The organism is Novosphingobium sp. FG137, from assembly GCF_057809735.1.
Genome location: NZ_JBMDKN010000007.1, coordinates 207,862 through 231,241 on the forward strand (window position 1 = coordinate 207,862; position 23,380 = coordinate 231,241).

A 23,380-nucleotide genomic window follows, 5' to 3' on the forward strand; every position below is an offset into this window, starting at 1 on the left:
TAGACATGGTCGAGATTTTCACGGTCGGCGGCGGCGACTATCTGGTCAACGTCTTCCAGGCAGTCGCTGCCTGGACCGGCAACGGCGGCTACAAAAGCCTGCTCCAGGTGGTCATGGTGATGGGTCTTGGCCTTTCCGCCTTGACACTGGCATTCAACCAGGACTGGCGGGCGTGGATCAACTGGTTCCTGGGCGCCACGCTCATCTACTCCTGCCTGATGGTGCCGCGGCTCGATGTCCATGTGACCGACCGGCTCAACCCGAGCCTTGCGCCGGCCAATGTCAGCAATGTGCCGCTGGGCCTGGCTCTCATGGCGAGCTTTACCAGCCAGGTCGGCGATTATTTGACGGGCTCGGCCGAGGTGGTGTTCGGCCTGCCTGGCGATCTCAACTATTCAAAGAACGGCATGATCTACGGCGCGCGGCTCTACGATGCGACCCGGTCGTTGCGGATTTCCGATCCCGAGTTCGCCGCCAATCTCGATGAGCATTTCCGGCAGTGCGTGTTCTACGATGTCTTGCTCGGCCGCTACTCGATGAAGGAGCTGGCGGAGACGGGCGACATCTGGGCGACGATAGCCCCGGGCAGCCAGGCTCGCGCGCAACGGTTCCTGACCCGCGATGCGACCACTAGCGAGGTGAGCTCGAACATCGTGACTTGCCGCGAGGCTTACGACACGCTCAATGCGCAGTGGGCCGGACTGGTCGATGCGATGGGTTCGGTATTCGGCCGACAGCTCTACCCCAACCAGACGGCCGCGCTGGCCAAAGCGAAGCTCTTCGCCGATCTGCCGGTCGCCTATCAGTACCTGACCGGGGTCTCGGCCAACGCGACCGAGATCTTCAAGCAGACGCTGACGATCAATGCGATGAGCCAGGCCATGCACTCGATGTCCGGCGGCAGCGGCGCGGGCAATGTCGACGTCTACGCCCAGACCCGAGCCGACATTCAGACCGAGCGGACCTATGGTTCGATTGCGAGCAACGCGATGAAGTGGGTCCCGCTCCTGAACGTCGTGCTGACGGTGCTTTTCTACGCCCTCTTCCCGGTCCTGTTTCCTCTATTCCTGCTCCCCAAGACGGGCCCTGTCGCACTCAAGGGCTATGTGACAGGCTTCTTCTATCTCGCGGCTTGGGGGCCGCTGTTCGTGATCCTCCACATGATGCTGATGTACAAGGGTGCGGCTGACATGAGCGCGGTCACGGGCAGCAACGGTCTCAGCCTTGCGAGCTTTACCGGCATGGCAGACGTGAACAGCGATATCGGTCTGCTAGCAGGCTACCTCATCGCCTCGGTGCCGTTCCTGGCCGGCGGTGTGGCGAAGGGCGCCATGGCAATCTCACACAACGCGACGAGCTACCTCAACCCAAGCCAGAACGCGGCCGAAGAAGCAGCCCGAGAGGCGAGCACCGGCAACGTGTCACTCGGCAACACCAGCTTCGAAAACGCGAGCGTTCTCACCCGTCAGTTCGCCCAAGGCACTATTGCCCCAAGCTTCACCTATGGCGCGCCGCAGACGCGAACCTTCAGCGACACCGGCTCGATGACCACGAGCTTCCCGGATGGCAGCTACGACCAGATCCCGAACTCCAGTTATCCCTTCACCCCGACGCTGGGCCAGGAGTTCACATCGCGGCTTTCGACCATGGCGTCACAAGCCCGCGCCAACAGCGAGACCTATGCCAATGTCGCCACGGAATCGACGACCAGCGCCGTGACGAAGTTCCGTGAGCTCAGGGACCAGTTCAGCCGAGGCGCATCCTTCGAGAGCGCGACCGGCACCTCGAACTCCGACAGCATCCAGACCGCATTCAGCGAGGTCGATCAAGCATCGACCAGTCTGCAGCGGCAATTCGGACTGTCGCGCAGGGCCGCCGATGACATCACCGTTTCCTGGTTTCTGAATGGCGAGGCAGGCGCAAGTGCCGGCATCACGAACGGAGTGGCATCGGCGAACATCGGAGCCAAGGGTGGTCGAAACCAAGCTTGGACCGATAGCGACATCGGGATCGCTTCGGAAGACCGTTCGCGCATCTTCGGGAGCCTGTCCCAGATGGCTAACAGCCGCAATTGGTCGAGCACCCGCGATGGGTTCGTTCGCTCAGTCAGTACCTCATCAAGCTCGTCGATCTCGAGCACCGCGAGCGGCATGAACGCATCTCTGACGGAAGCGCAGAGCTTCACAATCGAAGCCCGCCGGGCCGAGGAACTTGCCAATCGCCTTGAGAGCCAAGCGTCGTTCTTCGAGGGAAACAGCGCCGCAGGAAATCTCAATCTGTCCCAATCCTACCGAGAATGGGGTCTCGCCGAGATCGAAAGCAACCGCGATTATTACGGCAACGCTCGGTTCGACGACGTCACTTTCCAGCTCAGTCCGGAAGGCCAGGCATTGCAGGCAAAGTTCATTGAAAGTTATGCCGAGCAGCTTCGCAACGGGATCGACGATCGCCTGGTACTCGCCCCCGGACAGTCCGTGTCCCGTCCGGCTTTCTCTGGCGCCGGATCAGTACGCGGGCGCGCGCAGACTGGCGGAGGGAACTCTGGCACAGTGCCGCAAGTGGGCGTCGGCAATATCCGTGATGAGGTTCTGAGAGCTCAGTCTGCCGGTCGCGAGAAGATCAGCGGATCCAGAGGACGCCTGGATGCCATCACAAAGGGAGCACAGGGCGCAAGCGCTGAGGCTGCCGATGATGTCAAAGAGTGGTGAAGCGTCAGCCCTTCAAGACATCCCAATAGAGCACAAAGCCGACGAAGATCGCGAGTAACAGGAGGACTGCAACCGTCAAGGCTCGCGACCACGGATCAGCCCATGACTTCTTGATCCGATATTCCATCAGGCGATTATCGCGGATCGCCTGATCGACTTCAGACAACCCTTCCCACTTGCGAGTTCCCCGCGCCTCGGTGCTTTCAATGTCGAATTTCGTCATGATAGCGTTCATCTCGGATCCCGTTAGAACATAGCATAAACGAGGTCAGGGAACAGGGAAATCTGCCCCGCAGCCGAGAGAGCGCAGCCTCTCCTCAAGGTTCGAATCACGAATGCACTGACAATGAGAACGAAATGGCAACAAAAACCGCTTGTAAAGCGTCTCTTTACAGGGCACGCTGGCATAACCCGGCGCTGATCGAGATTGATGTATGCGAAGTGAAACCAGCCTGCTTATGCCCAGCCATCCCGGCAGCTTCTTGAAGAGTGAGATAGTGGAGGCCAACGGCTTGTCGGTAACAGAGGCAGCCCAAGTGCTTGGCGTGACGCGTCCAGCGCTGTCGGCCTTGCTCAACGGTCGCGCGGATCTAACGCCTCAAATGGCTGTGCGCATAGAAAAGGCGTTTCGCGTGCCTATTGAGCAGTTGATGCACATGCAGACCAGCTATGACATTGCGGAAGTCCGCAAGCGCGCCGACAAAATCCAAGTAGCGCCATTCAAACAAAAAGCAGATAGGGCGCGACCAGGGGGGATCATATGACGAATTCTAGATCAGCCGCACGGCTGAAAAAGCCCACGGCGTCCAGCGTAGCCGCTGCCATCGACTCCAAGCGCGTCGAACTGGCGCGCGCGCGTGTCATGTCACGGGCTTGGGCGGAAACAATCCCGGAGACACGCCGCACCAGCCAAGCAGCCCTTTTCGCGCGGGCTGCGATTGAAGCCTTTGCTGACTGTGTGGCACCTCAACTGACCCTCAGTTCTCCCTTTGTAACGGTGCGTGGGAAGCTCGACGCAACCGCGCGTCAGCTCGCTACATCCATCGGGCGCGAGGCGGCAATGTTGCCGATCCTCGAAGGCAGCCACTTCCTAACCAGTCTCTACACGACCCTATTGCCTGGAAGGGAGCGCAGCGCCCTCGGGGCATTTTATACGCCCCCGGCACTGACCCGGCGCTTGCTAGATCTCGCCACAGAAGGCGGCGTTGACTGGTCAAGTGCGCGCGTGCTCGATCCGGCGAGCGGTGGGGGTGCCTTCCTGTTGGAAGTCGCCGCACGCATGCGCATGGCGCTTGAAGGCAGCGAGCCTGCCTTTATCCTTGCCCATCTCGGCACTCGTCTTGCGGGCCTAGAACTTGATCCGCATGCGGCGTCTCTGTCACAGGCCGCACTCGAAATCTTCCTCTCTGATCTCAGCATGGCGTGCGGCCGCGCTTCGCCGGTCTTCGTGAAAGTCTGTGACACGCTCGAAGAAACGCCGTCGGCCAAATATGACTTGGTGATCGGCAATCCGCCTTATGGACGCGTGACCCTCTCGGCCGCGCAACGCACGCGCTTTGCACGGAGCCTCTACGGCCATGCCAACCTATACGGGGTGTTCACAGACGTTGCCCTGCGGTGGACGCGACCAGGCGGTGTTATTGCTTACTTGACGCCCACAAGTGTGCTGGGGGGGCAGTATTATACTGCTTTGCGCCAGCTTCTCGCAGATGAGGCTCCACCAGTCGCGATTGATTTCGTACATGCGCGTCGTGGTGTCTTCGAGGACGTGCTTCAGGAAACCCTCCTCGCGCTGTACCGCAAGGGCGGAAAGCGCGATCGTTTCCAGGTCCATTATCTTAATGTTGATAATGAGCGTGAGGCGCGCCTGACTAAGAATGGGAAGGTCGGCTTGCCGGGGGACGCTAGCGCGCCGTGGCTAGCGCCGCGCGAACCAGGACACGTCGGGCTCATCAAGGCGGCAGAGGCCATGGCCTCGCGCTTATCAGATTGGGGATATGGAGTTTCAACCGGCCCGCTCGTGTGGAACAGGTTTAAACCGCAGATGCGCGCTCGTGCAGCGCGTGGACTTCTTCCCCTGATCTGGGCCGAGGCGGTGACAGCTGACGGGCGTTTCGTTTTCCGTGCGCAGAAGAAGAACCATGCACCCTACTTCAAGACGGAAACTGGGGATGACTGGCTTATCGTAAATCAGGGGTGCGTGCTCGTTCAGCGTACTACAGCGAAGGAGCAGGCACGACGTCTGATTTCCGCCGAACTGCCGCAAGCCTTCATCGAAGTGCACGGCGGAGTAATTGTCGAAAACCACCTGAACATGGTGCGCGCGATCGGAAAGCCGAAAGTGTCCCCCGCTACCGTTGCCACCGTACTCAACAGCGATGTGGTCGATCAGGTGTTCCGTTGCATCAGCGGGAGCGTCGCCGTGTCGGCGTTTGAATTGGAGGCCATCCCGCTACCGCCTGCCTCGGCCATGGCAGAAATTGAGCGACTTGTCGCAAAGGACGCGCCGCGTGCGAAAATCGAAAAGGCCCTGCGCGGCCTCTATGGCCTTAAAGCATGATGTTTCCGCCGCTCCTACCATGGAAGGAAATCCACGGGCGCTTACCGGAAGTATTCCCCGAAGGTTCGGCGAACCGCGAGCATTCGATCTGGGAAATTGCGGCCAAGACCATTTTTGTGATGCTCTACGTCGGTGCTGTGGAAGGAAACGGAGTTTGGCTCCGGCCCGATCAGGTGACGCGAATGACGGACGCGCAGGCGGCGCTGACCGGTGACGATGACCGCGCAGCTTGGGTGCCCGTGTCGATGAAATCCAGCAAAGGCTTGAACATTCCTGATCGATGGTATGCGGTCAACACGCGGGAATCGATCCGAGACGATACAATCCGCTATGCTCTGCTCCAAAATGGCGCCGTCATCGATCGGCCGGTAGCCACCACATCGTCGGCAGGGCGGTATGCCCTACAAGCCGAGTTCGCGGAGCTATTGTCACCCAATCTCGACGAAGCGACCTTCATAGCCAAGTCGGCCGCTTGGCGCGAAAAGCACCTCAATGCGGGAGCGCTCGCGCGCATCGCGATCGTGCGCAAAGGGGCTGCCGCCGGCGGCACTTACGAGCTGGTCACGTTTCCCAACGGTGAAACCCGCCGCATGGCGACCGGACCGAGCGCCGATATTTCCAAGGCAGTGATTGAGGTCTTTGCACCAAAGTTTCTGCAAAAGCCTGGTGTGATCACGTTAAGCGAAAGCGGCAACAAAGTAGTCGCGCGGGATGACGAGTTGGCCAAGGCAATCGGTCTAACAATACCGGCCGACAAGAGTCTGCCCGATATCGTGCTCGTCGATTTGGGGCCAGTTCATCCTCTGCTTGTGTTCATCGAGGTCGTGCATACTGATGGACCGGTGAATGACGCGCGCAAAACGGCGCTGTTGGAAATCGCACGAGGGGCCGGATTCCCTGCGGAGCATGTTGCCTTCGTCACTGCCTATCTTGATCGCGACACTGCCACATTTCGCAAGACCGTCAGCAGTCTGGCTTGGGGAAGCTATGCTTGGTTTGCATCCGAGCCGGACAACCTAATGGTTTTCAGCGCCAAACCTGTGCAGATCGAGGGCATTTGACAGCGTGGCTAGTACGCACGTTACGGAAAGCAGAAGTGACAAGCCGCAGCGCTTGCCCCGGGCAGGAACTAAGCAGGCGCTGTTGGTCGGCATGCTGATGCGAGCTAGCGGGGCGACAATCCGCGAACTTGTTGAGGAAACCGGCTGGAAAGCAAATACAGTGCATTCAGCCTTGGCGAATCTCCGCAACTCGGGATCAAGTATCGTCGTCGATTTTTCTGAGGACCAAAGACGCTACCATCTCACAGGAAAATCTGCATAAATCAGCCGTTAAGGCATGACGGCCGGAGGCAAGTATGTCTGGCAAATTTTATTGACGACAGTTCCTTCGCCTATCCCTTGCGGCGGAGATATATACGTCAGCACGCGCAATCGTGTCCCAGTCCTTGGTCGGCGACCGGCCCGCAAATCTTTCACAAAGCGGGGATCCCCGACCGCCAACCGACCGAAGGTGCTCGGCGACGTCCGGGTTTGCGTCAGATATTCCTCAATCTGCTCCAGAAGCTCCACGGCCGTAGACTCGCTTTGCGCTTGTGTTCTTGTTATGTTCTTACTAGGAAGGCTTCCTAGAGTCTAGGATCGATTTTCCTAGGCACCCGCGATAGGACTGTCAGTCATGGACGACGCACGGAGAGCCCTGGACGAGCTCATTCAGAAGCGAGGCGTGAACTATTCCGCCGTGTCACGCCTTTTGGGGCGCAATGCCGCTTATATCCAGCAGTACATTCGGCGCGGCAGCCCAAGGCAGCTGGACGAGCAGGATCGCTCGGTACTCGCGCGATTTTTCGGGGTCGATGAGAAAATTCTCGGTGCCCCCGCCCGTCGTTCAGGTCCGGTCGTCGAACTGGTCCATGTGCCTTTGCTCAATGTCGAGGCATCAGCCGGCCACGGGGCTCTGGCCGAAATGGAAGCCAAATCCGCACAATTCGGCTTCGACGAGAAGTGGCTACGCCGGCTGACCGCGAGCAAGGCATCGAGCCTGTCGATCATCGCCGTGCATGGCGACTCCATGGAGCCCACTCTTCATGATGGCGACGAAGTGATGGTCGATCTCGGGGACGGCCAGGCGCGCCTGAGAGACGGGATCTATGTCCTGCGGATGGACGACATGCTGAGCGTCAAGCGGATTGCCCTCGAACCGCAGGGCAAGCGCGCCTCAGTTCTGAGCGACAACCCGGCCTATCCGAGCTGGCGCGGTTTCGAGAAGCGGACGCTCAATATCGTCGGGCGGGTTCTCTGGTTCGGACGAGCACTCTAAGGGAGCCATATGATACTCGCCTTGCTTGCCGCCTCTATCGTCGCATCCGGTCAGACCTTCACCTGCACACCGACCCACGTCTGGGATGGTGACGGTCCGGTATGGTGCGCGGAAGGTCCTCATCTTCGGATCGCCGGCATCGCTGCGCGGGAAATGGACGGCACCTGCCGGACCAATCAGCCCTGCCCCGCTGCCTCGGCGATTGAGGCGCGCGATGCGCTGGTACAGCTGATGGGCGGCGCGCGCGGAACGATCTCGACCGGTCATGTGGTGGTAAGGGGGCCGCGACTGACATGCCGCTCCGAGGGGGGCGCAGGCGGAAACAGGACCGCTGCCTGGTGCCGCCTGCCGTCAGGCGCAGATCTGTCATGCGCCATGATCGAGACCGGCACTGTCCTGCGCTGGGATCGCTACTGGAAAGGCCCGGTTTGCCGGTGAACAGCACCACGCATCTGACCGGCATCGTCGAGCGGGCAGCAAACGGAGCGGTGCTACGAGCCGATGGTGGCGGGACCTGGGAACTCGACAACACTCGCCAGGTACGCAAATTTATCGGCTCTCGCGTCGAAGTGGTCGGGGAGCGTTCGGGGTTCAACGGGTTTACCTGCGAACAGATATGGCCGGCCAGCCAGCCTCGTCCGACAGCATTCAAACTCCGCATCGAATTCCTTCTTGCGGCCGGCTTCGTCGCCTATGGTCTCTACGCGACAGTTGGCGCGTTCGTCAGCACGCCAGGCTGATGCTCAGCGACTGGGAACTCTGGGCCTGCGCCAACCATGTCCTGCAAACCCACGGCGATCAGGCACCCGTCCATGTCGCCGATCAGATTGGGGCCCTGGCACTTGCTGGCGACGAAGCAGGCATCCGGACATGGCAGGCTATCGCTGAGCGGATTGTCCAGCTGAGCTCCAATGCCTCTGACAGGCCACTGCATTGAGCGTTCCGACGAGACCGACCAGGTCATCCGATTGGCGAGAGATCGCCGGGAAAGAGACAGGATTGCGCGCCTGCGCCGCCATGGCTGTCGCTTTCGATGGTGAAGCCGCGCATGCGTTCGACCAGATGACGAGCAAGATCGACCCTGGCGCTGCGCTGGGCGCGTGGATCATCGGCATTGAGACGCACGAGCGTGTGCTCCGGCGCAACGGCCAGCGCGACTTCGAGATGCGTAAGGAGGATGTCGTCGGAGATTCGGGGCATAGGCAAATGAGAACAAATAAAGAACTTTCCGTCAACCGGCAGTGTGCGGATGCATGGGGACAGCAGGTCGCTAGATGCCGATCTCGAATGGCTTGGTGATCGACCGGTTAAGCTCTGGCGGCTTGCGTTCCGGTGCAGGATCGACACGATCTTTGGCCTGCCCTTTGGCTGCCGCATCGCGGAGGAGATCGACCGTTTCCAGCGCAGAGCGCTTCATACCGGCATTGCGCTCGACCGCCGCTTCAAGCTTGCCAGCATTGTCGACATAGAGGGTGAGGCCATCGCGCAGCCGTGTGATCGTGACCAGAAACGTCTGCTGGTTGGCCAGATTGCGCTCGTGGCTGTCCATGACCGCAATGCCGCGATCGGAGGTCAGCCCCTGCGCCATATGGGCATTGAGCGCATAGGCGAGATCGAGACGGCGGAGCATCGGGTCGCCCTGCTCCAGCCTGTGCTCTGCGCCCAAGGATGTCTTCACCACGACAGCCTCTTTGTCGACTGCGACAATCCGGGCCTGATCGGCATTGAGCAGGCCGCGCTGGTGATCGGTCTCGGTCCACCGGATCTTGTCGCCGGTGTAAATGTCGAGAGCGCGGACTTCGAACAGGCGCAGCGGATCCTGTTCACCTTGCGGCCGTATCTGACCGGGACGAAACTCGAACTGGCGGCCACGCTCGTTCTCCAGCGTGACCCGCTCGCGAGGCACATCAGTTCCGACCACCCGGTACTCGCCTGCTGCAAGGCCCTGGCTCCGCTGACGCCGCGCGACCTCTACCACCATGCCGGGGGCATAGGTGCTCGCGTATCGCAGCTCCTCGCGGGTGACATTGACGCGCGACAGGGTCTGGAGCCGCATGGTTTCAGGACCGAGTTCCCCGCTCGCTTTAAGGCCCGTCTGCACCGCATCGTTCACCGCACTGCGCAGGTTTCGGCCTGAGGCATAGATTGCGGTTGCCTCGCGCTCAGCGGTCGAAAGGGACAGCCAGGCTGCGGCAGCTTCGACAGCAGCATCGTTCCCAGCCTCGACTACCTGGGGTGCGAGATGGCGCATGGCATCCTCAATGCGCCCTTCTTGCGCTGCCTGTTGGGCTTCACGCAGGCCTTCGCTGCGCGCGCGAAGATTGGTGCTCATCACCGCAGTCTCGATCCCGGCCTGCTGCATCACATCGAACGGCTTGCCGGCATCAACTGCGCCAAGCTGCTTGCGGTCCCCGATGCTGGCAAAGCGGCCGAGTTCGAGCAGGTTGGCGAGGCGCACCAGCTTTTCCTTGTCGGCGTTGCCGACCATGGAGGCTTCGTCAAGCAACACGACATTGCCGCGCATATCGGCCCGAGCCTCGGCGAGCCGAGCCGCATCGGTCCCTTCGAGGAGACCTCGGTGCCGCGCAAGAAACCGCGACACTGTCATCGAGGGAATACCCGTATCGCGTTCAAGCATCTGAACCAGCGTGTTTTGCACCGCGAGCCCGAGCACGGCCCTTCCCTCCTCGCGCAGAATGTCCGCAACGGGCTTGAGGACCGTGCTCTTGCCTGCCCCGGCAACGCCCTGGATGGCGACGATGCGGTTGTTCGATCCAAGCAGCAGGCGCCCCGCCCCTTCCTGTCCGGCATTCAAGGTGAGCCCGTATTTGATTTGGGAAAGTGCCTGGAGGCGGGTCCCGGCAAGGTCGGGCGGTACAATCGCCGGGGCGGCCCCTCGCCCGCTTTCGACTCCAGCGATGATGCGCTGCTCAAGGCTGACGGCGTCGCGGGTGGTCAGCAGGTCCCGGTCTGCGTCCCTGCCCTTCTCCAGATATCCCTGGCGGAGCAGTTGATCGACGCGATGCTCGACCGCGGCAAGCGATGTGGGGAGCGCAAAGCCAAGTGCCGTGCGGTAGATCTCGGTGCGCGTGAATGCCGCTTCCCGCTCGCCCAGATGCCGGACAGCCGAGGCGACCGCATGAATTGCAGCGACCTGCTCGACACTGCGATTGGTCAACCGGGCAGGTATCAGAGGATCACCTTCCCGCAGGCCCAGACGCTCGGCAAAGGAGGTTGCGAGGGCCTGAGCATGGCGGACAAGCCCGCGCATCGTTGACCCCAAGCCAGCCACATTCCCAAGATCCTGTGCACTGCGTCCGTTGGCTCTGGCAATGACTGAGGCGGGATCAAAGCCAAGCCTTGCGGACGTTTCCTGCCACTGCTGTGTAAGCGCATCGCGATCCTCGATCTGGCCCTTTTTAGCCCGGGTCATCAAGGTTGCGGCATCAAGGACGCTCGGCCCTGAGAAGTTCATTTGGGCTGCTGCCTCCAGGATCTCTGCACGCCGGGAACTGAAGGCATCGCGCACGGCCTTGGGCACCCCGACAGCCTCGAAATTGCCGTGCTTGCCGAACTCCCCAACCTCATAGCCGAGCTTCTCCACGTCCAGACGAAACCGCGCCATCGTCATGGCATTGAGCAAGGTATTGTGCTGCCAGAGCTTGTCGTTGCGTAGCGCCCGCCATTTGCCGTCCGGCCCCTGGGTCACATTGGCTACGACGGCATGGAAATGCGCATTGGGCTCCTGGTTGCGGTTGGTGTCGTGCTGAAAGAGCGCGATCGCAAGGTTGCCGGTCTGCACGACGCGCTCCCTGCCGCGGACTTCCATCCGGGTCTCCGCGAGGTTTTTCTCGGCCCAGCGGAGGGTTTCCCGGACGGCCGCGGCGTAGGCGTCGAGGATCCGTTTGTCGCCGCCCACCAGCGCGAGGACCGACCAGCTTTTCGGCATTGAAAAGGTGAGATCGGTCCCTGCCCGATGCGCCCGATTGTCACTGCCAACCCGGCTGCCATCGGGCAGCATGCCTTTGAGGATTGCCTCGAACAGCCGCGCGTCTACGCTCCCGTTTAGCCCCATGGCTGCAGCGCTCTTCCCGAGCCATTCGCCGGAGCGGTCGGCATCCGCCCGCGTGTAGTAGTTGTCGGCAGCAAAGTAGTTGGCCGCGCCGCCTGCTGTGCGGACATTGGCTACCGACAGCATCGACCGTCTCCCGTAGCGGTGGCAATCGGTGACATGCTCACATCTCCATGTCGCCGAGGTCAGGCCCCGTCATCGGCGGCAGCTCTTGCTCGCGCAGACCATCCTCGAGCATCAGCTTACGCGCTGCTGCATCGCTGGGTCCTCCACTCTTGAGGCTATCCGGCTTACCCTCGTGCGGCGGCTTCGCTTCCGGCGTTCCGGCCCAAGCAGTGCCCTTGGGAGTGGCCGACTGATCCGGCATCGCGGCAGCCTCGCCGGTCGGGAGGAGCGGGCGGGCGGAGGGTCCAGCCTTTCTCGGCCTTGCTTCAGTTCGAGTGTTCGAACTCTCCCGCTTGGCGTTGCCCACCTTCTCTTTCCCCGATCGAGCGGCCCGTTCCTGCTCCTTCGGCGTCTTGCCGAGCGTGCTTTCAACTGGCCGCTGCAAATCCTTTACGGCCGCGTCAGGCTTCTGTTTCGGCTCGGATTGCAGCCTCTGGTCGAGGGCCAGTTCTCCCTGCTTGGGTACGACCGGCTTGCCCGCCCCATCGTCGTTGGACGAGGGATGCTCATTGCCCGTTGATGCTGTCGACTGCCGCGCCTGCTGTGCCGGCGGCTGAGGCTCGGTAACCGGTGCCTTGGGGCCATCCTTCACCCGGGCGATGAATGTCTCTGCTCGCTTGGGCCGATCGACCGGGGTGAGCCTGACGGGCGCGGCGGGGAAACCATCGGGGAACTTGATGTACCCGGACAGCCGCGGCAGGTTCATCAACTGGTCGGGCAGCAGCAGCGGCTCGATGTGCTTGCGCGGGGTGAGGCTCACAGCATCACGGGCATTGTTGTAGCCGTAGGTGTAGCCCTCCTCCATGTCGCGCACCTGGCGATGGCCAATGAAGTCGGAGCACCAGGTTGCCGTTTCCCGGTCAGCGGTCCCGAGGATCAGTTTCGTCCGGGCCAGCGATGACAGGGTCATCGCCATGTTCTCGCCGTAGACTTCCTTGAGCTTGGCGTAGGCATGGATGCCGAGGACAATCGCGCCGCCGAAATTGCGCGCTGTCTGCAATCCTTTCTCGAGGGCTGGCAGGCGATGTAATGCCCCTAATTCATCGACGAAGAACCAGCACTTCAGATCGCGCGTGCGTGGGCCAGTCATGAGCGTATTCATCGCTGTATCGAGCCAGAGCGTGAGCAGCTGCGCGCAAACGCTCATGTCGACGTAGCGGGCGGATATGAACAGGATGGAGCCCTGGTCCTGGACTCCATCTGCGCCCTCTTCGATCCACTTTCGGACCGAGAAGCGAGGACCGGTAGTCGGCAACAACTTGAGCGCCTTGGCATTGACGTTGAACACCGCCCGGATCGATTCCGCCATGCGGGCGGCTTCCGGTGCGGTCAGTGGATCGGCGATCGTTCCGCGCATCATGGCATGAACGCGCGACAGATCCGCGGTCATGAGCTCGCGGGCAAGAGCTTCGTTACTCGCCCTGCCATCGGCCACGAGTTTGAGGCAGAATTCGACGAACAAGGCACGGGCGGCGATCACCCAGAACTGTGCTTCACCTCCCCCGTCATGGGGTACCAGGGCATCTGCAGCTGCCCAGAACTCTCCCTCAGTGCGGCATTCGTCGAACAGGCTCCATTGGGGGCAGCGCGCATCGAGCGGGTTCAGGATGATGTCGCAGTGGGCCGTATGGAAATGTTCGATAAAGGCGCCGGTCAAATCGAAGACGATGCAGCGCTGGCCCTTGGCTCTTGCCTCCGCAATCATGTCCGAGATCGCCACGGTCTTGCCCATGCCGGTGGTGCCAATGAGCATCGCATGGCTCTGCTCGAGCCGCCATGGGTACGTGACCGTGGCAATATGTGCTGGCCGATAGGGAAAGACCCGGGCGATCTCTCGCGGCAGGCTGAGCCGCCACTTCCAGCCCAGCGCAGAATCGAGTTCACGGGTGCGCTCGCGCCGGTTGTGGGTGGTCAGTTCATCGACGAGCTCGGGGAGCGTGACAAGCATCGCGCCGCGCTCGTGCTTGCGCTCCTTGGAGCGGCCACCGAACCGCTCGGCGAACCAGTAGAAGACCGCAAAGGCTGGTACGAGCAGGAACCCGGAACGCCACAAGGCACTGCTCAGAAGATCCGTGAGTTTCTCCCACGCATGGACGACCGGCGGATAATGATCGAGCTGCGCAATCTGAAACTGAATGGTCGCACCGAAGGCTGTCTCCAGCGTGATGCGCTTGGCAGGATCGAACTCCATGAAACCGTAGATGGCAGCATAGATCCGCATCCAAACCAGGTAGACTTCGTGATCGGTGAGCCCTGCTGAAATGATCCACCACGATGTCCATGAGATCACGAGCGCGGCGACAATCAGGGGGCCCTTGAGACCCGCCGCGAACATGAAGCTGAAATGGCCGAGCAGCTGGCTGCCGCGCGTGAAGTTGACGAGGTTACGCTTCATCGGAACCTCCCTCGCCGGCGGACGTGGAGAGACCGATCTCCTTGCATTTGCGCACGTAAGCCTGATGAGCCCGACCACGCAGAGCGTGATCGGGATGCCCTGCCAGCAGCGCATCAACCCCGACCATGAGGAATACCGAGCGGCGCGAGATGCGCTCGATGGAAGTGTCGAGGCGCGAGGCAAGATCGTCCTCTGCGCAGGCATTGGCAAGCAAGGCACGAACCCATTCGCTCATGCTGATCCCCTTGGCCTTGGCGGCCTTGCGGATCAGCGAGCTGAGCTCGCTGGAGATGTAAACCTGGAGACAGATTGGCCGTGTCATGCACGGACTCCTTATGGTCAGGAGCCCGGTTCACACTGCGAAAGGCAAGCGCGACACTAAGTCAGATTTAAGAACATGTCAAGAACATCGCAACTTGGCTGGATTCCGCCATTCTCGGTCTGGCTTTGGTCAAATCCACGTACATTCCCTCGCCCACGTCATTTTTGACGGAGAAGCTGCCACCTCAGAAAAAGGCACCTATGCATCTGTATTCTCGCCATTTCCTTCCCCCCTTTTCCTGCGACCCGTCGCGTAGGGTGTGCGCCTCAGTCCCCAGCTGCAAGGTCAGGAACCAGCTATTGAGCTAGTAACGGACGATGCGTTTTGCGTTGCCGATTTCTTGAGATGGCTCATGGGCTGCCGTCGCCCGGATCTCGATAGTCACAGAACGGATCAGGGCCTATGACGGTGAGCTGAAAGCAGGCAACGAGGAGCCTGAGCATGACCCAGGTCACACTGAGCGCGACACCCAAGGGCAACGGCTTCCAGGCGACGATCACCTATTCAAACGGGGTGTCGATCAGTTCGGCCGAGGCTTTCCCAACCCAGGCAGAGGCGATCGAGGCGGCAGCTTTGAAGGTCCTGGAAATGCCAGAGCGACTTGCTGACCTGGACAAGCCCGATGCCCAGGATTGATGTCGACCATCGATAATTGTGCCCGTTCTGACGTGGTGTGCAAAGGGCTGCGAGCAAAAAGAAAGGAGGAAGCCCTGTCGGACTTCCTCCCAAACCGACGGGTCAGAATTCATCGCTGAGCCGGCCCGGCACCGTATCAATGACACGCTCCAACAAGGCCTTGGGCAGCGCGCCGTAATCTCCTTCATCGACAGCGATGTAGCCTGCCTCGTCGTCGGTCAGGATGTACTGCGTGAAGTAGCTGTGAAAGGACCGGGCATGGGCCTGATCCAGTGCGGCAACGAAGGCGGCCTGATCTGCCTTGAGACCGGCATCGGCAATGTTCAGCGAAGCGTACATGATCTTTCCTCCTGATGTTCGATGCGTCGCATCAGGGATTGCGAAAGATGTGGGTGACGGGCTGGGTCAGGGACCGCGTCAGCGGCCGCGAAGCGGCGATGGGGGCAACGATTTTTGCCGGGCTTGCCCGGTAAAAATGGTGGGGCCCCGTCGTCCTTGACGCAGCCCCAAAGCCCGCATCAGACTTGGTCTTTCTGCGAGAGAGACCTCTCCAACGTCAGCGGGAAAGCGCACCAATCACCGCACAAACCATTTTCCTACACGCGTCCGGAATGCCAATATCGTCAGCGGAGGGGACCAACGGCCAGCAAGAAGGAAACCCTATGGCCAGGTCCAAACCCACTGCGCGCAATGCGCTGAAGAAGCTTCGTGAACAGCGTGCGAGGCTCGAAAGCGAGGAAACTCGTCTTCGCGAAGAGGCAGCGACCGAACTCGGCAGGCTGCTGATCGAGTGCGGCGCCGAGACGATCGAACCGGCACAACTGCGCCAGATCGTGCGCGCATCGATGGCACTCGGGATCGAGGAAACGCTGAGGCGGATCGCTGCCGCTTAAGGCCAACCCAGCGGCGGCAAGGGGTTCGATGCCCCGCGCCGCCGCATCGCCCGAGAGCAAAAGAAAAGGCCCCGATGGCATCCGCCACCGGGGCCTTGTCGTGGGGTAAGGACATTCAGTCCTCGTCGATGTCTGGCGCACCCTCGTTGCTGCCGGAGCGGCCCTTGGTAAGGAAGTCGACCTTGTCGGCGATGATCTCGCAGCCGTAGCGCTTGGTGCCGCTCTGATCCTCCCACTGGGTGTAGTGAATGCGCCCCTCGACCGTCACGAGCTGGCCCTTGGTGCAGTACTTGGCGACGTTCTGGCCAAGGCCGTTGAAGCAGGTGATCCGGTGGAATTCGCTGTCCTTGGCGGTGTAGCCGTTCTCGTCCTTGTAGGTCTTGCCATCCTTGCGGGCGGGCCGGTCGGTCACGACCGAGATCGAGGTGATGCTGGTTCCACCCTGGGTGGTGCGGGTTTCGGGGTCGCGAGCGATGCGGCCAACGAGGATAACGAGATTGGTCATGGGCTTTCTCCTGATCGAGCATTCCGGGTCCATCCCGGCTGCAAACCCGAGCAGAAGCGCCCCGCGGCGAAGCGCACCGAAGGGGAACCCGGAACTGGTTCGGGTGGTGCGGGCAGCCGGGCACAGCCCGGCAACTCGGCCGGACCTGATCCGGGTTGCGCGTCTCGACGGGGGGTGATTCAGGGACAGGTTTGTATCGAAGCCGGGTGGAGCCGGATGCCTTGAACAGGTCAGCCCTGCCTCGTTTCCCTCCGGTCTTGGCCGGATCATTCCCCCGCCAGCCCTCCACTGGAGAATCCCTTCCTAGATCACGGTACGGACCTCGCCTCCAGCAAGTGGCCTGGTCCTGGACGCAACTGCTTCGCCGGGGACAGGCATATCGATCGTCACCCCTTCAGCGCCGTCTAGATGGTTGCCTCGAAGCATCCAGGCCTGCGGCGTGATCAAGCGCGCCCAGTCAGCAAAGGAGGGGATTGAGCCCAAGTCTTCGCGCACGTGCTGCTCGCCGACCAGACGCACCGGAACAACCCGGCCATCGGCATTGACGAGGGTTTCGCCGAAGATCGCCTCCAGCATGAATATCCCCTCGGCATGGTGCCGCAGCGCGCGATGTCGGGGGTCTGCCAGGATTGCCTTGGATTGGTCGAACCACTGGTGCAGCGGGAGATAGTCATCGACCGTGCCGCCCCATTTCCGGACCGACGAGAGGGCGTGGTAGTAGCAGTGTGCCATGCCGGGTCTCCTAGAGCTCAGTCGAGTGATCATCGGTCGCGGTGAAGCGTAGGCTGCAGCCGAGCACGAAGGTCGCTTCAGCCACATCGATCACGAGTTCGCCGCAGGCACCGTCGTTGATCTCCCAGCCAGGGTGGTGACGTTCGAGCGCCAGATAGGTCAGCTGATCGAGAGCTTGCCCAAGCGACGGCAGCTGCTCGGAACCGGCACCATCCGCCGTATGTGCTTCGCCTTCCTGCAGCGTAACATCAGGGCACGCGATCGCCGCGCCAGCGGCATCGAGGCAGACACATTCCTCGACCGCACCGCTGTCGCCGCAACCGTCAAAGCGGATCTCGACGCGGGCGATGCCGGCTTCCTGCAAGCGCGGGAGAATGACGGTCTTGAGCTGCTGAATCTCTTCGACCACCTGGGTCTGCCGCTCGGCCTGGCGAACGGCAAAGTCGGCCATCACGGCTTCGATATCGATCATGGAATGCCTCCTGTAGAACGGAGCATCCGCTGGCCCCAACCGACAGGCGCTCGCCTTTCCTCTGACGGACGACGCCAGCGCCGATCCGGCGCTGGCGCGAAGGCCGACAGGGTCTCAGTCGGTGCTGGCCGAAGTGTTCTTCGGATTGGTGCCAAGGGGCCCGCGGCGATCGACCACGGTGATCCTCCGCGCCTTGGCCTCGATGACCAGGCGTTCGAGTACACCATTGCCCGGGAACGCGATGACGTAGCGCGGTTCGAGCGAGAGCATCCGCTCGTTGCGCTTGAAGCCGGCACGGGCGCCCAGCCGCATATCGAGCGAGAATGTCACCTGTGGGATGCCGCGACGTTCAGCCCAGCTCGATGCCAGACGGTCGACGCCCTTGGTGTCGCCGCCATGGACGAGCACCATGTCCGGCACGCGGTCGCGAACCTTGTCGAGCGTGGCCCAGACATTGTTGCCGAAGTTCAGTGCATCGGCTTCGGTTGCATGACGAGTGCGCCCGCCAGCGAACACGACCGGGGTTCCTTCGGGCACGGCCGCACGGCGCTTGGCTTCGGAACGGGCGCGCAGGAAATCGCGCCCTTCGACGAGCGCGGACGTCAGCATTGCGCTGTGGTTGAAGCGCGAGCTCGAGACTGGCTTCCAGGAGGAACCGAACTCGTTCAGGTATAGGGCTGCTGCGACTTCGCGCATCTCTTCGAGCGCCAGCATGGCGCCTTCGGCGCACTGCGCCCGCTCGACCTGTGTCTCGAGTTCATGGGTGTGGACCTCGGATCCGTCAGCCGTCGCAAGAAGCGCGCGGACCTCGTCGGTCGCCCGGTCAAGGGCAGTCGACTTGCGCTCGGCGGAGCGGTGAAAGATGTTGACGAAAGCCCAGCCGAGATCCTCGGCGTCGGCTTCAAGAGCGGTCCCTGACACCATGGCGAAGAGATCGGACCAGACCGCTTCGAGGGTTTGGACGACAGCCTCCCGGACCGGGAAATCGCTTGTCGATACGGGGGCAGGACCGATGGAAAAGCCGGCGAGATCGAGCCCGGCGAGTTGATCGGCGAATGACGTGTGCATGGGATGTCCTCCTGACTGACGTGAGGCCGACGCACCCGCTCATGGCTGCGCCAGCGAGAGCCCATCAGGGCCAGCATTCAGTCAGGGTTGCGCACCCGTCAGGGGAAACCCGGCTTGGCGGGCTGGCGCGGGCAGGCCTTGAGCCCAAAGGGCCAAGGCCCACACGGGCCCGACCAAGCCGGGTTGCGCAAGACTGGCGGCTGGCCCAGGGCCTCTCTCGCATGGAGCCAGTCCATGGGCGGTCGGAACAAACTACTGGCAGGGGACAGCGCCATGCCTCTTGCGGTGTTACGCGCCAGCTCGGCTCAAGCCGCGCGCTTGGTGTAAACGCCCTCCCCGTTCGACATATGCCCGAGGCATTCGAAGTCGCCGAACATGGCATCGAAGCGGGGTGCGATCTGGGACAGCCAGCGCCGTGCCCGCGGTGAGCGGGCCGTGCGCCAATCGGCGTCCCAATAGGCGCCGTCATCGCGTTCGACGATCCAAACGGCCACCAGCCCGCCGTAGACCGATACGCCAAAATCCGCATAGGCATTGCGCATGAGGATCCGGTCCTCCCGGCCGCGCCAGCCGTCATGCGAAATCAGTGATGGGAAGGCTCTGCTGGCCCGCTCGCGCAGGTCGTCACGCAGCCACTCGTATTCGAACTCCCAATCGTCATCGTCTTCGATCTCGAGCACCGTGAAGGCGACAATGGCGCCGCAGGGATAGCTGACTGATCGGCCCATGGCACCCTCCCTCAGGCCGCAAGCGCAGCATCGTCTGACGCGTCGTCAGACTGTTCGGCAGTGACCCTTCCGCCGAGCTTCAGCAGCAGGCTCGAGGCTTCTTCGGCCTTGGCGGCAGCGGTCAGAATGGCGCGGTCGTCGTCCTTCAGGAGCCGTAGCCAATGCTCGATATAGCTCGCGTGGTTGTCGAGATGGGTCACCGGGAGCCCCAGCTCAGCACCCAGCATCGCACTCGAAAGCTCGGCGCAATATCCTGACAGTCCAGCCCAAAATGGCGGTTGGAAGGTGAAAACCATCGGTTGCCTCCAGCACTGCCCAAAAGCCCCATGGCCTCCCCCGAGGCGGGGGTGGGCGGCGAGAGCGACCGGAGAGGCCTGCTGAAGCGGCGGGCTGCACCCGCAGGGGCGAAATGAAATGGAGCAGCCCGGCGAAGCCGAGGCTTGCAGCGCGCCGCGGCGGGCCTAGCAGGGAGCGCCGACCACTCCCGCATCGAGGGAGAGGCCAAAAAATCGGAGCCGCCGCGCAAGCGGCGTCCGCTTAATGGCGGGCGACAGCCCGCATCGACATGCATCGCGAAGCGGCCGATCGCGCGAGGGATCGGCCGCCATGGCAGTGGCGCTCGTGCGTTAAGTCAGCATGTAGCCGACGTCGGAGGCGCCGGTCGGATAGGCGAACATGGTGGAGCGAAGATCGGCCGCGGTGAGGCCGTGGCGGATTGCCAGACCGAAAACGTTGATTACCTCGTCGGCGTTCGGCCCCACGAGATGCGCGCCGAGGATGAGGTCCGTGTCCTCGTCGATCAGCAGCTTATGGCCGTAGACCGGCTCGGCGAGGCGGCGGGCGGTGAACCAGTCTGGCGTCGAGGCTGCGTTGACCCGGAGCGCGACGCCGCCGCGGCGCGCCGCCTCCTCTGACAGTCCGACGGCGGCGATCGGCGGCAGAGTGAAGGCCACGCTCGGCACGCCGCGATAGTCCGGCTGGTGCGTCGGGCCATCCAGGAGGTTGGCGGCAACTACCTTGGCATCGTGGCTGGACACCGGCGTCAGCCGCGGCCCGACTCCGGCAGCGTCGCCGGCGGCATAGACCCGCGGGTTGGAAATGCTCCGCAGATGCGCGTCGAGCTGCAGGCGCCCGTCCTGCACGGCCACCTCGCCGGCGGACAGGTCGAGCGCCTTGAGGTCAGGACCGCGCCCGGCGGCATGAACGACGAGATCGGCGGCGACGCTGAGATCAGGCTCGCCCTGGCGCTCGGCGTGGACCAGCAGACCGCTCCCGCTGCGCTCGACCCGGGTAACGGTGGCACCGGTCTCGACGCGGATGCCGAGCGCCTCGAACCGGGGCGTCAGCCAGCCCACCAGGTCGGGATCGAAGTGCGGCAGGAGCCGCTCGGCCCGCTGTAGGATGGTGACCTCTGCGCCCGCTCGGGCCGCCAGATGCGAGAACTCCGCAGCGACATAGCCGCCGCCGATCAGCACGATCCGGCGCGGCAGGGCCTGAAGCTCCAGGAACGCATCGCTTGTGCTCACCAGATCTTCGCCCGGAATGCCGAGCGGGACTGGACGCGCGCCGCTGGCGATCAGGATATGGCGGGCCCGCAATGTCCGGCCTTCCACCACGATCGTGTCTGGGCCGGCAAAGCGAGCAACACCGTGTAATGCGTCGACACCGAGCTCGGCGTAGCGGTGCGCCTGCTTGGCGGGGATCGGATCGGTGAAGGTCCGCTTGAACGCCATCAGGTCGGGCCAGTCGATCGCCAGCGTGCCGTCGACGCCATGTCTGGCCATGCGCCTTGCCGCGTCGATCGCTTCCTCGCCGCTGACCAGCATCCTCTTGGGATCGCAGCCACGCAGCGCACAGGTGCCGCCGAACGGACGGTGATCGATGACGGCGACGGACCATCCAGCGGCACGGACCCGGCCGACCGCGACCTGCGCTGCCGTGCCACTGCCGATGACGATCAGGTCGTAGGAAGCCATGGTCGCATCTCCATCCGCATCGGCGCAAAAATCGCGCGCCCAACCTCGAGCGCTTCGGCCAGGCACAGACGAATGCCGTCATCGGCTCCGACCGGACCGCTCGCGCACCAGGCCGCCAGATGATCGTCATCGCAGAAGAAGGCCTGCAAGGTGCAGAGCGACGATGCCGCGCAGCCACTGGCATAGCGACGGCCGGACCAGACGACGATCGCGCCCGGCTCAACCTCTTCCAGCTCGCGGCCGCGGCTGGGGGTATGGATGGCGAGCGTGCGCCGGCACTGGCGGCAGGCCGAGCGGATCATGCAGTCCCGCTCCAGCATGGCGCCGATCCCCAACGCGTCGATGGCGCACATGGCGCTCATGGTCACTCCGCTGACTTCGACTTGATGTTCGCTGGGGCCGTCGGTGAACGGATAGGCGCCGGTCACCCGGCCCGCGCCGTCGAGGACCACGAGATCGCGCCCGGCGAGCCGCTGCAGGGCCGAGCCGACCTCGCCGGAGGGGAGTCCCGATGCGGCGGCGATCTGTGCCGGCACCGGCGAGCGACCATCGGCAGCATAGGCTTGAAGCACGGCGCGCCGGACCCGCTCCTCGACGCCGTCCATCCCGCGCCACTTCGAACCGATGAACGCCGCGAACAGTGCCGTCAGGGCTGCGCGGGCGCTGGGTGTTGTGACTGCGCTCCAGTCCGGGACAACGGCACCGCCGGGAAATGTAACCGTCGATCCAAAGGCGGCTTCAGCGGATGATGCGCGCGCCATCGCCCGCCCTCCTCAGCCGCAGCACGCCTTGCCGCCGCTCTCCTGGATCGGCGGACAGGGCACGTCGCCGTAGGAGCAATAGACGCAGCAATCGCCCGGCTTGGGCTTGAGGACCGCGCCGCAACCCCGGCAGTCGTAGAAATACTGGCAGGCATTGGTCGGCATGGTCTCCGTCGCCCGATGACCGCAGTGGGGACAGGTCAGCGTCGAGCGCAGCTCGGGGGTGGCATCAGACATAGCGATAGCCTGCCCAGAGCAGGGCCGCACCGAGCAGCAATCCGATGAGCGTGAGAACACGCATCCAGCGCGGCGTGCATATGCCGCCCGGCCCACAGCGCGCCGCCGTAACTTGCTGGCGCAACAGCAGCGCCGCGCCGGCAAGCAGGCACAATGCGCCAATGAGGAGAAGCGGCGTGCGATACGGCGCGGCGACAATGGCCACGCCGCCGAGCCAAGCTGCGCCGATCCCGGCGGATGCGAAGAGGATCGGCAGCGCACAGCAGGCGGCGACGCCGAACGCCGCAGCGATCCCCGCCAGCGTGAGCGTGGCGGTGCCGATCCCCTTAGGCGGGTCACGGGCGACTCCTTGTGGCGGGCATTGAGCTGTCCTAACATCTGTAGCGACTACAGACTCAAGAGGTATTTTGGGGATGGCCGCAACCGGCGCGATCCAGATCGGCGAACTCTCACGCCGCACCGGATGCAACATCGAGACGATCCGCTATTACGAGCGGATCGGGCTGCTGCCCGCTCCGCCGCGGCGGGGCCGCTACCGCAGCTATGGCCGGGAGGACGTGGCTCGCCTGGGCTTCGTGCGCCGCGCGAGGGAGCTGGGCTTTACCCTGGACGAGGTACGCGCCTTGCTCGGACTCGCGGTTGGCGGTCAGGCCTCCTGCGCCGAGGTGCGCGAGCTCGCGGCGTCGCACCTGAAGGACGTACGCGCGCGGATCGCGGACCTCAAGCGGATGGAACGGGTTCTGGCCGACTCGGTGCGCGCCTGCGATGCCGGTCGGGATCCGGGCTGTCCGCTGCTCGACACACTTGGCGCCGAAGTGCGGGTCGCGTGAG

The 23,380-nt window shown here is 62.9% G+C and carries 28 protein-coding genes; 12 read left to right on the forward strand and 16 right to left on the reverse strand.

The annotated features are described in order from the left end of the window. Positions 1 to 5: 5 nt before the first annotated feature. Entirely contained in the window at positions 6 to 2,708 is a 2,703-nt protein-coding gene (locus ACODS2_RS19095) for a conjugal transfer protein TraG N-terminal domain-containing protein (protein ID WP_489000202.1), read from the forward strand. Between the two features lie 4 nt (positions 2,709 to 2,712). On the opposite strand, the gene ACODS2_RS19100 is transcribed toward ACODS2_RS19095, so the two are convergent. Beyond that, on the reverse strand, positions 2,713 to 2,931 hold the full coding sequence (locus ACODS2_RS19100) for a hypothetical protein (RefSeq protein WP_489000203.1): 219 nt from the start codon (positions 2,929 to 2,931) through the stop codon (positions 2,713 to 2,715). A 235-nt stretch (positions 2,932 to 3,166) separates the two neighbouring features. On the opposite strand from ACODS2_RS19100, the gene ACODS2_RS19105 reads away from it, so the two are divergent. From ACODS2_RS19105 to ACODS2_RS19140, 8 genes are all read left to right on the forward strand, one after another. Next, on the forward strand, positions 3,167 to 3,472 hold the full coding sequence (locus ACODS2_RS19105) for a HigA family addiction module antitoxin (RefSeq protein ID WP_489000204.1): 306 nt from the start codon (positions 3,167 to 3,169) through the stop codon (positions 3,470 to 3,472). A gap of 98 nt (positions 3,473 to 3,570) precedes the next feature. After that, positions 3,571 to 5,268: an HsdM family class I SAM-dependent methyltransferase gene (locus tag ACODS2_RS19110; protein ID WP_489000205.1), complete on the forward strand. Its 1,698-nt coding sequence runs from the start codon at positions 3,571 to 3,573 to the stop codon at positions 5,266 to 5,268. Continuing rightward, on the forward strand, positions 5,265 to 6,329 hold the full coding sequence (locus ACODS2_RS19115; RefSeq protein WP_419714221.1) for a BsuBI/PstI family type II restriction endonuclease: 1,065 nt from the start codon (positions 5,265 to 5,267) through the stop codon (positions 6,327 to 6,329). Before ACODS2_RS19110 ends, ACODS2_RS19115 begins: the two co-directional genes overlap by 4 nt. A gap of 4 nt (positions 6,330 to 6,333) precedes the next feature. Further along, positions 6,334 to 6,591 carry a DUF3489 domain-containing protein gene (locus ACODS2_RS19120; RefSeq protein ID WP_489000206.1) on the forward strand — a complete coding sequence of 86 codons (258 nt, stop codon included), beginning with the start codon at positions 6,334 to 6,336 and terminating at the stop codon, positions 6,589 to 6,591. 354 nt (positions 6,592 to 6,945) lie between these two features. After that, on the forward strand, positions 6,946 to 7,587 hold the full coding sequence (locus ACODS2_RS19125; protein ID WP_489000207.1) for a S24 family peptidase: 642 nt from the start codon (positions 6,946 to 6,948) through the stop codon (positions 7,585 to 7,587). Between the two features lie 12 nt (positions 7,588 to 7,599). Beyond that, positions 7,600 to 8,025, forward strand: coding sequence for a thermonuclease family protein (locus tag ACODS2_RS19130; protein WP_489000271.1), 426 nt, complete (start codon positions 7,600 to 7,602; stop codon positions 8,023 to 8,025). Beyond that, on the forward strand, positions 8,022 to 8,327 hold the full coding sequence (locus ACODS2_RS19135) for a DUF5818 domain-containing protein (protein WP_489000208.1): 306 nt from the start codon (positions 8,022 to 8,024) through the stop codon (positions 8,325 to 8,327). Before ACODS2_RS19130 ends, ACODS2_RS19135 begins: the two co-directional genes overlap by 4 nt. Beyond that, positions 8,327 to 8,524, forward strand: a complete 198-nt coding sequence (locus ACODS2_RS19140) for a DUF6961 family protein (protein WP_489000209.1) — start codon at positions 8,327 to 8,329, stop codon at positions 8,522 to 8,524. The genes ACODS2_RS19135 and ACODS2_RS19140 overlap by 1 nt, the downstream gene beginning before the upstream one ends. A 23-nt stretch (positions 8,525 to 8,547) precedes the next feature. Here the strand turns inward: ACODS2_RS19140 and ACODS2_RS19145 are convergent, their stop codons facing one another. From ACODS2_RS19145 to ACODS2_RS19160, 4 genes are all read right to left on the reverse strand, one after another. Further along, entirely contained in the window at positions 8,548 to 8,787 is a 240-nt protein-coding gene (locus ACODS2_RS19145; protein WP_140042920.1) for a hypothetical protein, read from the reverse strand. A gap of 70 nt (positions 8,788 to 8,857) precedes the next feature. After that, a complete protein-coding gene (gene mobF / locus ACODS2_RS19150; RefSeq protein ID WP_489000210.1) occupies positions 8,858 to 11,785 on the reverse strand; it encodes a MobF family relaxase in 2,928 nt (975 codons plus the stop codon). Positions 11,786 to 11,822: 37 nt separating this feature from the next. Continuing rightward, positions 11,823 to 14,219 carry a type IV secretion system DNA-binding domain-containing protein gene (locus tag ACODS2_RS19155; RefSeq protein WP_489000211.1) on the reverse strand — a complete coding sequence of 799 codons (2,397 nt, stop codon included), beginning with the start codon at positions 14,217 to 14,219 and terminating at the stop codon, positions 11,823 to 11,825. Continuing rightward, complete coding sequence (locus tag ACODS2_RS19160; protein WP_489000212.1) at positions 14,209 to 14,541, reverse strand: hypothetical protein; 333 nt, start codon at positions 14,539 to 14,541, stop codon at positions 14,209 to 14,211. Before ACODS2_RS19160 ends, ACODS2_RS19155 begins: the two co-directional genes overlap by 11 nt. Before the next feature lie 441 nt (positions 14,542 to 14,982). On the opposite strand from ACODS2_RS19160, the gene ACODS2_RS19165 reads away from it, so the two are divergent. Then, positions 14,983 to 15,177, forward strand: a complete 195-nt coding sequence (locus ACODS2_RS19165) for a hypothetical protein (protein ID WP_020820072.1) — start codon at positions 14,983 to 14,985, stop codon at positions 15,175 to 15,177. A 102-nt stretch (positions 15,178 to 15,279) separates the two neighbouring features. Here the strand turns inward: ACODS2_RS19165 and ACODS2_RS19170 are convergent, their stop codons facing one another. After that, positions 15,280 to 15,516, reverse strand: coding sequence for a hypothetical protein (locus tag ACODS2_RS19170; protein ID WP_489000213.1), 237 nt, complete (start codon positions 15,514 to 15,516; stop codon positions 15,280 to 15,282). A 323-nt stretch (positions 15,517 to 15,839) separates the two neighbouring features. Between ACODS2_RS19170 and ACODS2_RS19175 the strand changes: the two genes are divergently transcribed. Continuing rightward, positions 15,840 to 16,070 (forward strand): DUF6437 family protein, encoded by a 231-nt coding sequence (locus ACODS2_RS19175; RefSeq protein WP_489000214.1) that lies wholly within the window; start codon positions 15,840 to 15,842, stop codon positions 16,068 to 16,070. A 115-nt stretch (positions 16,071 to 16,185) separates the two neighbouring features. Here the strand turns inward: ACODS2_RS19175 and ACODS2_RS19180 are convergent, their stop codons facing one another. The 10 genes from ACODS2_RS19180 to ACODS2_RS19225 form a co-directional block, all read right to left on the reverse strand. Further along, complete coding sequence (locus ACODS2_RS19180; protein WP_007688363.1) at positions 16,186 to 16,575, reverse strand: single-stranded DNA-binding protein; 390 nt, start codon at positions 16,573 to 16,575, stop codon at positions 16,186 to 16,188. Positions 16,576 to 16,878: 303 nt separating this feature from the next. After that, positions 16,879 to 17,307, reverse strand: coding sequence for a DUF6915 family protein (locus ACODS2_RS19185; protein WP_489000215.1), 429 nt, complete (start codon positions 17,305 to 17,307; stop codon positions 16,879 to 16,881). Positions 17,308 to 17,317: 10 nt separating this feature from the next. After that, positions 17,318 to 17,779, reverse strand: a complete 462-nt coding sequence (locus ACODS2_RS19190) for a DUF6878 family protein (protein ID WP_489000216.1) — start codon at positions 17,777 to 17,779, stop codon at positions 17,318 to 17,320. Between the two features lie 114 nt (positions 17,780 to 17,893). Continuing rightward, positions 17,894 to 18,847, reverse strand: coding sequence for a DUF2493 domain-containing protein (locus ACODS2_RS19195; protein ID WP_489000217.1), 954 nt, complete (start codon positions 18,845 to 18,847; stop codon positions 17,894 to 17,896). 305 nt (positions 18,848 to 19,152) lie between these two features. Further along, positions 19,153 to 19,575, reverse strand: coding sequence for a hypothetical protein (locus ACODS2_RS19200; RefSeq protein WP_489000218.1), 423 nt, complete (start codon positions 19,573 to 19,575; stop codon positions 19,153 to 19,155). Positions 19,576 to 19,586: 11 nt separating this feature from the next. Beyond that, a complete protein-coding gene (locus ACODS2_RS19205; protein WP_489000219.1) occupies positions 19,587 to 19,871 on the reverse strand; it encodes a zincin-like metallopeptidase domain-containing protein in 285 nt (94 codons plus the stop codon). Positions 19,872 to 20,201: 330 nt separating this feature from the next. Then, the gene (locus tag ACODS2_RS19210) at positions 20,202 to 21,551 is read right to left on the reverse strand and encodes a dihydrolipoyl dehydrogenase family protein (RefSeq protein ID WP_016744716.1); all 1,350 of its coding nucleotides are present in this window, start codon (positions 21,549 to 21,551) and stop codon (positions 20,202 to 20,204) included. Further along, positions 21,533 to 22,312, reverse strand: coding sequence for an organomercurial lyase (locus ACODS2_RS19215; RefSeq protein ID WP_021224338.1), 780 nt, complete (start codon positions 22,310 to 22,312; stop codon positions 21,533 to 21,535). The genes ACODS2_RS19210 and ACODS2_RS19215 overlap by 19 nt, the downstream gene beginning before the upstream one ends. A 12-nt stretch (positions 22,313 to 22,324) precedes the next feature. Next, positions 22,325 to 22,549 (reverse strand): GDCCVxC domain-containing (seleno)protein, encoded by a 225-nt coding sequence (locus ACODS2_RS19220; protein WP_021224337.1) that lies wholly within the window; start codon positions 22,547 to 22,549, stop codon positions 22,325 to 22,327. Continuing rightward, positions 22,542 to 22,754: a mercuric ion transport protein, MerT gene (locus ACODS2_RS19225; RefSeq protein ID WP_489000220.1), complete on the reverse strand. Its 213-nt coding sequence runs from the start codon at positions 22,752 to 22,754 to the stop codon at positions 22,542 to 22,544. Before ACODS2_RS19225 ends, ACODS2_RS19220 begins: the two co-directional genes overlap by 8 nt. 208 nt (positions 22,755 to 22,962) lie before the next feature. On the opposite strand from ACODS2_RS19225, the gene ACODS2_RS19230 reads away from it, so the two are divergent. Further along, positions 22,963 to 23,379, forward strand: coding sequence for a MerR family transcriptional regulator (locus ACODS2_RS19230; protein WP_016744720.1), 417 nt, complete (start codon positions 22,963 to 22,965; stop codon positions 23,377 to 23,379). Position 23,380: the final 1 nt, after the last annotated feature.

Coding starts and splice junctions, on each gene's coding strand:
- ACODS2_RS19215 (WP_021224338.1), bottom strand. CDS start 22,312: ATGGCGCGCGCATCATCCGCTGAAGCCGCCTTTGGATCGACGGTTACA.
- ACODS2_RS19155 (WP_489000211.1), bottom strand. CDS start 14,219: ATGAAGCGTAACCTCGTCAACTTCACGCGCGGCAGCCAGCTGCTCGGC.
- ACODS2_RS19105 (WP_489000204.1), top strand. CDS start 3,167: ATGCCCAGCCATCCCGGCAGCTTCTTGAAGAGTGAGATAGTGGAGGCC.
- ACODS2_RS19145 (WP_140042920.1), bottom strand. CDS start 8,787: ATGCCCCGAATCTCCGACGACATCCTCCTTACGCATCTCGAAGTCGCG.
- ACODS2_RS19095 (WP_489000202.1), top strand. CDS start 6: ATGGTCGAGATTTTCACGGTCGGCGGCGGCGACTATCTGGTCAACGTC.
- ACODS2_RS19110 (WP_489000205.1), top strand. CDS start 3,571: ATGTCACGGGCTTGGGCGGAAACAATCCCGGAGACACGCCGCACCAGC.
- ACODS2_RS19220 (WP_021224337.1), bottom strand. CDS start 22,549: ATGTCTGATGCCACCCCCGAGCTGCGCTCGACGCTGACCTGTCCCCAC.
- ACODS2_RS19165 (WP_020820072.1), top strand. CDS start 14,983: ATGACCCAGGTCACACTGAGCGCGACACCCAAGGGCAACGGCTTCCAG.
- ACODS2_RS19125 (WP_489000207.1), top strand. CDS start 6,946: ATGGACGACGCACGGAGAGCCCTGGACGAGCTCATTCAGAAGCGAGGC.
- ACODS2_RS19180 (WP_007688363.1), bottom strand. CDS start 16,575: ATGACCAATCTCGTTATCCTCGTTGGCCGCATCGCTCGCGACCCCGAA.
- ACODS2_RS19140 (WP_489000209.1), top strand. CDS start 8,327: ATGCTCAGCGACTGGGAACTCTGGGCCTGCGCCAACCATGTCCTGCAA.
- ACODS2_RS19160 (WP_489000212.1), bottom strand. CDS start 14,541: ATGACACGGCCAATCTGTCTCCAGGTTTACATCTCCAGCGAGCTCAGC.
- ACODS2_RS19115 (WP_419714221.1), top strand. CDS start 5,265: ATGATGTTTCCGCCGCTCCTACCATGGAAGGAAATCCACGGGCGCTTA.
- mobF (WP_489000210.1), bottom strand. CDS start 11,785: ATGCTGTCGGTAGCCAATGTCCGCACAGCAGGCGGCGCGGCCAACTAC.
- ACODS2_RS19210 (WP_016744716.1), bottom strand. CDS start 21,551: ATGGCTTCCTACGACCTGATCGTCATCGGCAGTGGCACGGCAGCGCAG.
- ACODS2_RS19175 (WP_489000214.1), top strand. CDS start 15,840: ATGGCCAGGTCCAAACCCACTGCGCGCAATGCGCTGAAGAAGCTTCGT.
- ACODS2_RS19185 (WP_489000215.1), bottom strand. CDS start 17,307: ATGGCACACTGCTACTACCACGCCCTCTCGTCGGTCCGGAAATGGGGC.
- ACODS2_RS19195 (WP_489000217.1), bottom strand. CDS start 18,847: ATGCACACGTCATTCGCCGATCAACTCGCCGGGCTCGATCTCGCCGGC.
- ACODS2_RS19100 (WP_489000203.1), bottom strand. CDS start 2,931: ATGACGAAATTCGACATTGAAAGCACCGAGGCGCGGGGAACTCGCAAG.
- ACODS2_RS19205 (WP_489000219.1), bottom strand. CDS start 19,871: ATGGTTTTCACCTTCCAACCGCCATTTTGGGCTGGACTGTCAGGATAT.
- ACODS2_RS19170 (WP_489000213.1), bottom strand. CDS start 15,516: ATGTACGCTTCGCTGAACATTGCCGATGCCGGTCTCAAGGCAGATCAG.
- ACODS2_RS19230 (WP_016744720.1), top strand. CDS start 22,963: ATGGCCGCAACCGGCGCGATCCAGATCGGCGAACTCTCACGCCGCACC.
- ACODS2_RS19200 (WP_489000218.1), bottom strand. CDS start 19,575: ATGGGCCGATCAGTCAGCTATCCCTGCGGCGCCATTGTCGCCTTCACG.
- ACODS2_RS19190 (WP_489000216.1), bottom strand. CDS start 17,779: ATGATCGATATCGAAGCCGTGATGGCCGACTTTGCCGTTCGCCAGGCC.